This window comes from Aeribacillus composti (assembly GCF_031760945.1).
Lineage (GTDB): Bacteria > Bacillota > Bacilli > Bacillales > Aeribacillaceae > Aeribacillus > Aeribacillus composti.
On record NZ_CP134501.1, the window covers coordinates 3,209,398 to 3,219,842 of the forward strand.

Below are 10,445 nucleotides of genomic sequence, written 5' to 3' on the forward strand. Positions count from 1 at the left end.
TTTCACTCCCTGTTAGTTAGTAAGAGACTAAGTTCTTCCATTGAAATCTTTTTAGAGCTAAGGTCCTTTGGCAATTCCATTTTATTTGATACAAGTATTCTAGAATAAGAACCATAGTCCCTTTTTGCAACAACTATATTTCTATTTAGTAAAGATAATCGTTCCTTTTTGATATCAACAATTGCAAATTTTTCAAGAATCTTGTCCTTTCTCTCATTTAATAAAATTTCACCATTTTTGATAAAAACAATATGACTAGCAATTTTCTCAATATCACTCATAATATGAGAAGAAAGTAATATCCCACCACTACTCTCTCTCACAAAGCTTTTTAACTCACCTAAGACTTGTTCTCTTGATGAGGGATCAAGCCCTCCTGTTGCCTCATCTAGTAATAGTAGTTTTGCATTATGTGACAGTGCAACAGCTATAGAAAGTTTCATTGACATCCCACGAGAAAATTTATATATTTGTTTATCTTCGGGGAGAGAAAAAGAATTAACCAATCGGAAAAAATCATCTTGATTCCAAGTATTAAATATTCTCAAAAAAACTTTATTTAGTTGTTTGATTGTTAGGTGCGCCGGTAAATTCATAGCATCGAACACAACTCCAATTTTTTCCTTCATCTTAGGCTGTTTATGTATATTTTCTTTGCCAAAGATTTTAATTCTACCTGAATCCTGAGAAACTAGACCTAGTATTGTTTTAAATGTAGTAGATTTACCTGCACCATTATCACCAATAAAGCCAACTATTGATCCTGACGGAACATTGAATGTAACATTTTTTAAAACAACTTTATTGCCATATCGCTTTGTAATATTTTGAACATCTAATAAGTACGACATTTTCTCACTCCAACATATTATCTTAGTATATATATGTATTCTACTTACACCCGTTAAATCATTTATTTTTTCAAAAATTATCTTTCTATTCAGAATAATAATGTAGAATAATACATTTTAAAAGGGGCTTTTGAATCGTTTTGTTTTTTTATTAGGTCTAAGAGCCTATGTTTTTACTTATTTTTGTTTGTACATCCAAGGTTATGAAAATAATATAGGAGAGAATAAATAGTATTTTTCCATTGATTGATGTTAAATTAATAGATGGATACTACCTTAACACTACATTAAATAAAAAAAATTTATAGAAAAATAACAAGTATCATTTACTTAATGATTAGTGTCGAACTCGATTCATCAGAAAAATGTAAGTGTAGTACTTCTTCTAGGTCCTTTTCGGTTAATTTTTCTAATATTTGTATTACGTCAAATAAATTCGTCCCATTGAAATGATAACGTGTGAATTGATTTGCAATAAATTGAGGCGAATTAATAGACCTTAAAAAGCAACCAATTTCCTTATTTATTACACGTTGTGCATTATCTCTTTTTATCGGATCCCTTTTAAATCTAGAAACCGTTTCATATACAGTATTAATAACTTCTTGAGGCTCTTTACTTTCCCCACTAATTATGGAGTAACCAAAATTCCCCTCAATTCCGCCGGAACCTTAACATCCCCAACCCCTTCCATGGCGAATCCTATTTGCCGGTCAGGGTTCGCATTTTTCAGATTTGCTATGGCGTTGTCTACGAATCGGCCGACTTTAGGCGCACCGTTTGCTGCGCCGGTTTTCAAATGCTGCAGTATTTCTAATTCATTAGCCTCCTACTCGATGTTTAGGGAAGCTAAAGCTACATAGTGAATAACCGTGAGAAAGAAATTTTATATGTTTTTCCAGTTTGAAAAGTTCGTGAAATTTTTCAAACTGTGGGAAAATGTTCAAATGGAAAGGATAAGTCCCGACATCTTGCCAAGTTATTGTTAAAAATTAGATTTTAATATAACTTAATTGTAAGCGCTGACAATTTATAGTTGCAACTATAAGCACCTTGACATTTTTGCTATGGCAATCATCTTTTGCATGAAATAACAGATCCCACAAATTACTTCTTAAGTATTGTTATTTAATTGCTAGTAAAGGAGTGGATCAAGGATGATGCAAAAATTCCAACGGTTCGGTGGGGCGATGTTTGTGCCAGTATTATTATTCCCATTTGCGGGGATACTTGTAGGTCTCACAATTTTATTTAAAAACGGGGATATTATGGGTTCTTTGGCTGATCCAGATGGAGCATGGTATAAATTCTGGACGGTAATAGAGGAAGGTGGATGGACAGTATTTAATCAAATCCCGTTGCTTTTTGTTGCCGGCATCCCTATTGGATTAGCGAAAAAAGCACATGCGAGAGCTGTTTTAGCAGCACTCGTAACCTATTTAACTTTCAATTATTTTGTAAACGCTATTTTAACGATTTGGGGGGAAAATTTTGGTGTCGATTTTAGCGAAGAAGTTGGAGGAGTGAGCGGGTTAACGGAAATTGCCGGTATTAAAACTTTAGATACAAATATTATCGGTGCGATTGTTATTTCTTCCATTGTTGTTTTAATCCACAATCATTATTTTGACAAAAAACTACCAGATTTCCTAGGTATCTTCCAAGGAACATCCTTTGTTGTCATTGTTTGTTTTTTTGCTATATTGCCTCTTGCCTTGCTTACCTCGTGGGGATGGCCGATAATTCAGAACGGAATTGCTTCTTTACAAGGGTTTTTGGCTTCCTCTGATGTATTAGGGGTTTGGTTGTATACATTCCTTGAAAGAATCTTAATTCCAACGGGACTGCACCATTTTATATACGGTCCTTTTATCTACGGCCCGGCAGTTGTTGATGGCGGAATTGCAAAATATTGGATGGAGCATTTATCGGAATATGCAACAAGTGCTCATTCATTAAAAGAAATGTTCCCGGAAGGCGGTTTTGCTTTGCATGGTATGTCCAAAATTTTTGGAATCCCTGGCATTGCATTAGCGATATACGTAACAGCAAAACCTGAGAAAAAGAAAATCGTATCAGGTATGTTGATTGCAGCAACTTTAACATCTGTTGTAGCTGGGATCACAGAACCGATAGAGTTCACATTTTTATTTGTTGCTCCTCTTCTATTTGCTGTACATGCATTTTTAGCAGCTTCTATGGCTGCGGTGATGTATGCGTTTGGTGCAGTTGGTAATATGGGTGGCGGATTGTTAGAAATTGCCAGCTCCAACTGGATTCCGTTATTCAAATACCATACTTCCACTTATATCACTCAGTGGATAATTGGATTGGCATTTACGGTTATCTATTTTTTCATGTTTCGTTATTTAATTGTAAAGCTAAATGTAGCTACCCCAGGTCGTGAAGCAGATGACCAAAAAGAAGTAAAACTGTATACAAAAGCAGACTACAAAGCTAAAAAGCAAGAAGAAAATAAAAATAGTGCAAATAAAGAAAATGCTTATTTTGTTCAAGCTAGTGAATTTTTAGAAGCTCTAGGCGGATCTTCTAATATTGCCGATGTAACAAACTGTGCTACAAGACTCCGCGTAACAGTAGTAGATGAATCAAAAATAGCGCCTGATAGCCGATTTAGATCAGCTGGAGCCCACGGAATTGTTAAGAATGGGAAAGCAATTCAAGTGATAGTCGGTTTATCGGTTCCACAAGTAAGGGAACAATTTGAGAATTTATTGAGTGATTCTAGCAAAAAACAATATAAAGAAAACTGAAAGGCTCCACATTTACTTGCAAATTCTAAAATGTTGTTTATTTGACAAGCGGGAAAATTCCCTTCTTATGGGAAATAGAACTGAACTTGAGATAGCGACCAGAATGGTTAAGGAATATTGTTTTCATACAAATGAATTGTTATAACTTGGATGAAAGAGGATATTGCATTAAAGGAGGAAACCTAAAAATGAAAAAATTCTCGGTATTAATTGCAGGCGGGGGAAGTACTTTTACTCCAGGGATTGTTTTGATGTTATTAGATAATTTATATAAGTTTCCAATTCGGAAATTAAAACTTTATGATAATGATGAGGAACGTCAAGCAACAATTGCAGGAGCTTGCGAAATAATTCTCAAAGAAAGAGCTCCGGAAATAGAATTTTTGGCAACAACAAATCCTGAAGAAGCCTTTACAGATGTTGATTTTGTCATGGCGCATATTCGTGTAGGAAAATATGCAATGCGTGAATTAGATGAAAAAATACCTTTGAAACATGGTGTAGTTGGTCAAGAAACATGCGGGCCAGGCGGAATTGCATATGGAATGCGTTCTATTGGAGGAGTATTAGAATTAATTGATTATATGGAAAAATACTCTCCGGATGCATGGATGTTAAACTATTCCAATCCAGCTGCTATTGTTGCTGAAGCTACCCGTCGTTTGCGGCCAAATTCCAAAATATTAAACATTTGCGACATGCCTATTGGAATTGAAATGCGCATGGCACAAATTTTAGGTTTAAATGATCGTAAAGAAATGAATGTCCGTTATTTTGGATTAAACCATTTTGGCTGGTGGACAGAAATCCGTGATAAAGATGGAAATGATTTAATGCCAAAACTAAAAGAACATGTAGCTAAACATGGATATAATGTACCAAATAGCGCAGATAACCAGCATGTAGATCAAAGTTGGAATGAAACATTCTTAAAGGCGCGTGATGTATATGCATTAGATCCAAATACATTGCCGAATACGTATTTGCAATACTACTTCTTCCCAGATTATGTTGTGGAGCATTCTAATCCTGAATATACAAGAGCCAATGAGGTAATGGAAGGCCGTGAAAAATTTGTTTTCGGCGAATGTAGAAAAATAATTGAAAATCAATCGACAGAAGGCAGTAAACTTCATATAGATGAACATGCAGCATATATTGTAGATTTAGCACGTGCCATTGCATATAACACTCATGAAAGAATGTTATTAATTGTCGAAAATAAAGGATCAATTATTAATCTTGATCCAACTGCAATGGTGGAAATTCCTTGTATTGTTGGAAGTAATGGTCCAGAGCCATTATCGATAGGAGAAATTCCACAATTCCAAAAAGGATTAATGGAACAACAAGTATCAGTTGAAAAATTGGTTGTTGAGGCGTGGGTTACCCGTTCTTACCAAAAATTATGGCAAGCAATAACATTATCCAAAACAGTACCGAGTGCAAAAGTTGCTAAAGAAATATTGGATGATTTAATTGAAGCAAATAAAGATTTCTGGCCTGAACTTCATAAAGATGATGTGGTAGTGAGCGAATTTTTTTAAGATGATCGATTTTATCAAACAAAAAGTACAAAAGGGTAACAATCTTTTGTACTTTTTTGTTTCACTCCTCCCTCTGTTAATGAATAATTATTTTTTGCCAAGCAGCAGACTTACACCTTTTTTTCCTTTAAACTAAGTATTGTAGTGTTCTGGCATTACATTTGGCTGCTTCCGAAAGAATGTAAAGGATAATAATCCAGTACAGTTCCATATAGTTCTGCCAGCGAATTTATTCGCAGTTAACGGCACGGCCATTGGAGATGACAAGAGCAAACATAAATTATTTATTGAAGGAGGGGATATGGCTTGAGATTAGAAGAACTTATTAATAAACATTATAAAAAATTAAATGAGACAGATTTACACATCTTAAAGTACATTATGAATAATAAAAATACTTGTTATTCGTTAGGGATTAATAATCTAGCTGAAAAATGCAATGTTTCCCGCTCTTCAATATTGCGGTTGGCACAAAAATTGGAATTTAGTGGATATAGTGAATTCCGAGTGTTCTTAAAATGGCAAGGTCGAGAGGATCCGGTAGAAGAAAAAAGCGGTGTAGAAATTTTGCAGGAAGATCTTCATGAAACAATCAAATATATTCAAACCAAAGATTTTTCGGATGTTTGTGAATTGATATATAATGCCAATCAAGTATTTGTTTTTGGGACGGGCACTGCACAATTACATTGTGCATTAGAGTTGCAAAGAATGTTTCTGCCGCTTCAAAAGTATTTGAATGTTATCCACTCCCAATTGGAGTTTGAAATAATTGTAAAGAATTTGCAGAAAAACGATGTTGTGATCATTTTTTCTTTATCAGGAGATACACCAACAATTTTTCCTGCAGTGCAAAATTTAGTTGCCAAAGGAATTCCTTTTATCTCTATAACAAATTTAGTAAATAATCGTTTGGCTAGAATGACTCCGTATAATTTATATGCCAGAAGTTCAAATCTCGCAAGCCATAACGGAACAAAATTGAAAACATTTGCCCCTTTTTTTATTATTGGAGAAGCTATTTTTAGCCATTATGTTGACTACCTGAAAGAGAAAAAAGAAACAATTGAAAGGGCGGGAAAAGATGAAGACGCATAATACAACGTGCCAACAAAAACATTCGAATGATTCCCCTTCCATATTACAAAGTTTGCGCATTTTTAAAATATCGGTCATCTTTTTTATACGTCCCATTTCTCTTTCTTAATTATTTATATATAATGTCGCTGCAGGCAAACCAACCTTTTTTTGCTCAAGTAAAAGAGGATCCTTTCATTAAAATTTGTTTGTGTTTGCCATGTTAAATCTTTTTTTGGTGTATTGACAAGAATGGTGTTGTCAGATTTATAAAACAGATCCAGTTAGAAATAGGAAGGTTGGCGATTTCATTATTGCTGGTTGAAATATATTTGGCAGTATGTTGCTTCTTTTAGCTATTAGCAAATACCGGAAAGCACATAAAGAATTAATAAAAAATAGTACGTTGAACCGGAAGGAAAAAGGAGCAAATTTAAGATTTGTCGGAAGTACCATTATTGTTGGATTGCTGTCTGTTCTTTGTCTTGTCTTTATTATTAAAATACAATTTTCATAAAATTATTATAGATAGAAAGAAGGAATTAGTATGTTAAAAAAAATATTTGCGAAAAATCCCAAAACTATTATAGAAGAAATTTTTTCACCTATGTATGGCGAAGTAATTTCATTATCAGAAGTACCGGATCCCGTGTTTGCCCAAAAGATGATGGGGGATGGGATAGCGGTTATTCCTAAAGACGGAAAGGTTGTGTCCCCTGTAAAAGGACAAATTATTCAAGTATTTCCTACTAAGCACGCAATAGGTATTCGAACAAAACATGGGTTAGAAATATTAATTCACGTTGGACTAGATACGGTTGAATTAAATGGTGAAGGTTATGAAGTAACTGTGAGTGAAGGGCAAAAAGTAAAAATTGGAGATCCCATAATGAATGTTGATATAGAATTTATTGAAAAAAATAATAAAGAAATCGTAACGCCAATTATTATTACAAATAGCGCTGAAAAGACTGAGAAAATAGTTGTGCGGGAAGCTGGTGAAATACAAAGGGGAGAGTATATATTGAAATGCTATGTTGTAAATTAGGGCAATTTCATTCTAACATCCGAAATACCGCGAAAAATTTTGCGAATCCCCTAGATGATGCACATTCTTACCAAGCATTTGTGCATTTTCCAAATATATTTCTGTAAAATGATGCAAGTTATTTTCTACAAGAAGAAAATTCAGAGTGTCGCAGTATATCTTTATCAAAATTTTGTATAAATATACATATATGTGATCTATCCATCAAGGGCTTGACATGGATCTTCTGTAGCCATGATTCTTTAGCCAAGCGCCAGCTTCAACAGTTTTGGCAAAACCAAAAAAGGTTATCATGGCTCCTCCTCCATGTAAAGCTCCTTTGCATATCACTGCATAAGGATTTTGCAATTCTCTGCACTTTTATTTTCAAAAAACAAACCTATTGTAATTAAGTTTATTATAATCTCCCTGTTCTCCGTGTCTAATTTTTAGACTAACATCAATTTTATGTTTCTATTACTTAAATACCTTATTGTTCTTAGCTAATATTATATATCCTAAAATAACAGCTTTTCTGTTCTAAGCCTTTTTATAAAGTTATCAAGGGCATCACTTTCATTATTAAATATTACTTCCGAACCTGTTACAATATTGGATCTTTATTATCATGGATAACATAAAAAGGATTCAAAAACCCCTCTTCTCTGAACCATTTATTACGGTCAAATTTAATTTCCATTAACTATTAATTTTATTTCATCGACATGGAATAGCTTAGAAGCTTTGGATAAGAAGTGCGGTCAAATTAAAATGTTTATTTTCTATCTACCTATTTTTCCCATCGTTATCATATATAAAAATTTGAAAATTTGATTCTCATTTCCCCTCTCGATAATTGAAAAATTTTGTCTTTCATCCACATTATATAAGATCCAATTATCACCTTCAAAGTAGCAACCTGTTGAAAATGGTACATTGGTTTTTCTACCAATAACAATATTCAATTCTTCCAAATCTATGCCTAACTCTTTTATTTTATTTTCATATTCAGTTCGTGTCATTTTTTACCAACCTCCTTTATTTTGTAATATACCGATATCCTCTAAAGCTTTCACATTTATTGGAGTGTTAATTTGTTTCGCACCACCCGTAGTTATTATTTCACCGTTTTTTTCCCATGGAGCTGCTTCCCCCATAACACCATATGTTGAGTCTATTTCTTTTTCTTTACACAAAGCTACCAATTCAGGATTTGATTGAAAAGCTTTATATTGAGAATACCAATTGGCAATAACATTTTCAGTAATATGAGGATTATTTGTTCCATTCTTTATATTTAATTTATCAATAATAGAATTTATTTTGTTAACAGAATATTCTGGATGGTCAATACTAAAATTTTTAATAGCATCTATTGCATCTTTATAGTACGTTTTATCAAAATAATAGGTGTTCCTCGCATACTCATTTTCAATATAACAAATAGAACGTTCACTTTGTGTACTATGATAACCATTTTCTACCACACCTAAATTGTTACCAAAAGGACTTCCAATTCTATCTAATTCACTTGGAATTAATATTTCTCCAGTTTCTTTATTAAATACACCAATTGCAGTATCTTTATTCAAACCTGGAAAACTTGGCCAGTCAATATCTGGCCATTCTCCCCAATTAGAATAATCAGCATTTTTTATCACTCTAACATCATTTAAAACATTAAAATTTATTTTTTGTTCCGGTGTTAACTTATTAAAGTTAGCTTTCATAATTTCAATCTTTTCAGCATTAGATAACGTTTCATCACACCAAACATTATCTCTGAGATATTTATTGAAATTATCTTGTGCCTCTTTCCCTATACCTTCAAATGATTCACAAACATATTTTTCTAATTTAGGATCTATAGTACTTTCGCCTGTTCCCGTATCCTTAATGTTATATTCGAAGCCATCGTTGTTAACTTTATTCCCCCCAACATTCACCCCATCGACCTTGCTCAAGTATGCCCGGATTTTATTCTCCACCGCATGCGTATTTTCCGCCGGAACCTTAACATCCCCAACCCCTTCCATGGCGAATCCCATTTGCCGGTCAGGGATCACATTTTTCAGATTTGTTATGGCGTTGTCTACGAATCGGCCGACTTGCAACGCACCGTTTGCTGCGCCGATTTTCAAATGCTGAGGCACTTCCTTCGCCCATGCTTTCGCATTTCGAATGCGGGCAACGATGTCTTTTTCAGCATGGACAACTATGTCGGAGGCACGTTGTGATTTTTGCTGGAAGCCCGTTTTTAACCCCGTTAATAATTGAAGATCACTTGCTTCTCTTAGAGGTGAAAAGCGGGCGGCGCTGCTGAATCTAGAAAGCGCGCTAACGCCAGGGACGATATCCAATGGAGCGAGGACACCACGGAATACTCTTTCGCCTGTTTCTAGTTCCCTCCCTGAAATCCAGTCTTTTCCGGAAACGGCCGAGCTTAATTCCAGTGTACCATAGGCCATGCCCAATGCCATCCCTGCTGGCGGACAAATAAATGAGACGCCGACAATCACGACGAGCGCCGCTATTTGCCCCCAGAATTCTTTGTTCATTTGCCCGTCTTTGATCGATTCATACTGAAAGGCGTAGGAATTCAATGCATTCTTTATGTATTCTTTTTCCGAAAAGTCCTGGTGGGGATTCAGTTCTTTCCATGAGGCGTATTCCCGTTCCATCAGCCTGGCATAGTAGTTGCTGCCGCTGAACAGATCTTCTAGTCCGACCTCGGCTTTTGGCACTTCGATCGTCTCTTGTGTGCCATAAGTTCCTGGAACGACGATTATTTCTTTAACACCGATGTGGTTTTTCGTCTTGATCTCTGATATCGATAAGTTGCGCATCGCTTCGACAAAAGCATCGATATCTTGATAAAACGGCTCATCGATCGTACGGTCGACAATATCTCCGACACGGCCGCTAAAGCGGTGCAGGACGAGATAATCTTCATATAATTGTTGATATTGGCTTTTGCGGTCCGTGTGGGTGAAAGAGATGACACCGTCGCTATCATATTTGGCGATGTCTGATTGGGCGTCTTCCAAAAGATCACTGATATCTTTTAAGTTGTCGATCATGCCTTTTCCCCATGCACCGAGGCCGATCAGATCGCCAATGCCTTTCTTGGTCCTTTCCCATTCGGAAGGTATATATTTGACATCCATCC

Annotated in this window: 7 protein-coding genes; 4 read left to right on the forward strand and 3 right to left on the reverse strand. The window is 35.1% G+C overall.

Annotated elements, in window-relative coordinates:
- Positions 1-2 precede the first annotated feature (2 nt).
- Positions 3-851, reverse strand: a complete 849-nt coding sequence (locus tag RI196_RS15685; RefSeq protein WP_066248045.1) for an ABC transporter ATP-binding protein — start codon at positions 849-851, stop codon at positions 3-5.
- 1,157 nt (positions 852-2,008) lie between these two features.
- Here RI196_RS15685 and RI196_RS15690 point away from each other — a divergent pair.
- From RI196_RS15690 to RI196_RS15705, 4 genes are all read left to right on the forward strand, one after another.
- Positions 2,009-3,625 (forward strand): alpha-glucoside-specific PTS transporter subunit IIBC, encoded by a 1,617-nt coding sequence (locus tag RI196_RS15690; RefSeq protein ID WP_311066490.1) that lies wholly within the window; start codon positions 2,009-2,011, stop codon positions 3,623-3,625.
- 188 nt (positions 3,626-3,813) lie between these two features.
- Entirely contained in the window at positions 3,814-5,172 is a 1,359-nt protein-coding gene (locus RI196_RS15695) for a 6-phospho-alpha-glucosidase (protein WP_311066491.1), read from the forward strand.
- Between the two features lie 306 nt (positions 5,173-5,478).
- Positions 5,479-6,270 (forward strand): MurR/RpiR family transcriptional regulator, encoded by a 792-nt coding sequence (locus RI196_RS15700; protein WP_066250757.1) that lies wholly within the window; start codon positions 5,479-5,481, stop codon positions 6,268-6,270.
- A 526-nt stretch (positions 6,271-6,796) separates the two neighbouring features.
- Positions 6,797-7,297 carry a PTS sugar transporter subunit IIA gene (locus RI196_RS15705; protein WP_144598524.1) on the forward strand — a complete coding sequence of 167 codons (501 nt, stop codon included), beginning with the start codon at positions 6,797-6,799 and terminating at the stop codon, positions 7,295-7,297.
- A 761-nt stretch (positions 7,298-8,058) separates the two neighbouring features.
- On the opposite strand, the gene RI196_RS15710 is transcribed toward RI196_RS15705, so the two are convergent.
- Positions 8,059-8,298, reverse strand: coding sequence for a hypothetical protein (locus tag RI196_RS15710; RefSeq protein ID WP_130157206.1), 240 nt, complete (start codon positions 8,296-8,298; stop codon positions 8,059-8,061).
- A 3-nt stretch (positions 8,299-8,301) separates the two neighbouring features.
- Positions 8,302-10,443: a hypothetical protein gene (locus tag RI196_RS15715; RefSeq protein WP_311066492.1), complete on the reverse strand. Its 2,142-nt coding sequence runs from the start codon at positions 10,441-10,443 to the stop codon at positions 8,302-8,304.
- Between the last annotated feature and the right edge of the window lie 2 nt (positions 10,444-10,445).

What these genes read in the sequence shown, in the direction of transcription:
- RI196_RS15685 (WP_066248045.1), bottom strand. Translation starts at nt 851, where the DNA reads ATGTCGTACTTATTAGATGTTCAAAATATTACAAAGCGATATGGCAAT.
- RI196_RS15690 (WP_311066490.1), top strand. Translation starts at nt 2,009, where the DNA reads ATGATGCAAAAATTCCAACGGTTCGGTGGGGCGATGTTTGTGCCAGTA.
- RI196_RS15695 (WP_311066491.1), top strand. Translation starts at nt 3,814, where the DNA reads ATGAAAAAATTCTCGGTATTAATTGCAGGCGGGGGAAGTACTTTTACT.
- RI196_RS15705 (WP_144598524.1), top strand. Translation starts at nt 6,797, where the DNA reads ATGTTAAAAAAAATATTTGCGAAAAATCCCAAAACTATTATAGAAGAA.
- RI196_RS15710 (WP_130157206.1), bottom strand. Translation starts at nt 8,298, where the DNA reads ATGACACGAACTGAATATGAAAATAAAATAAAAGAGTTAGGCATAGAT.
- RI196_RS15715 (WP_311066492.1), bottom strand. Translation starts at nt 10,443, where the DNA reads ATGGATGTCAAATATATACCTTCCGAATGGGAAAGGACCAAGAAAGGC.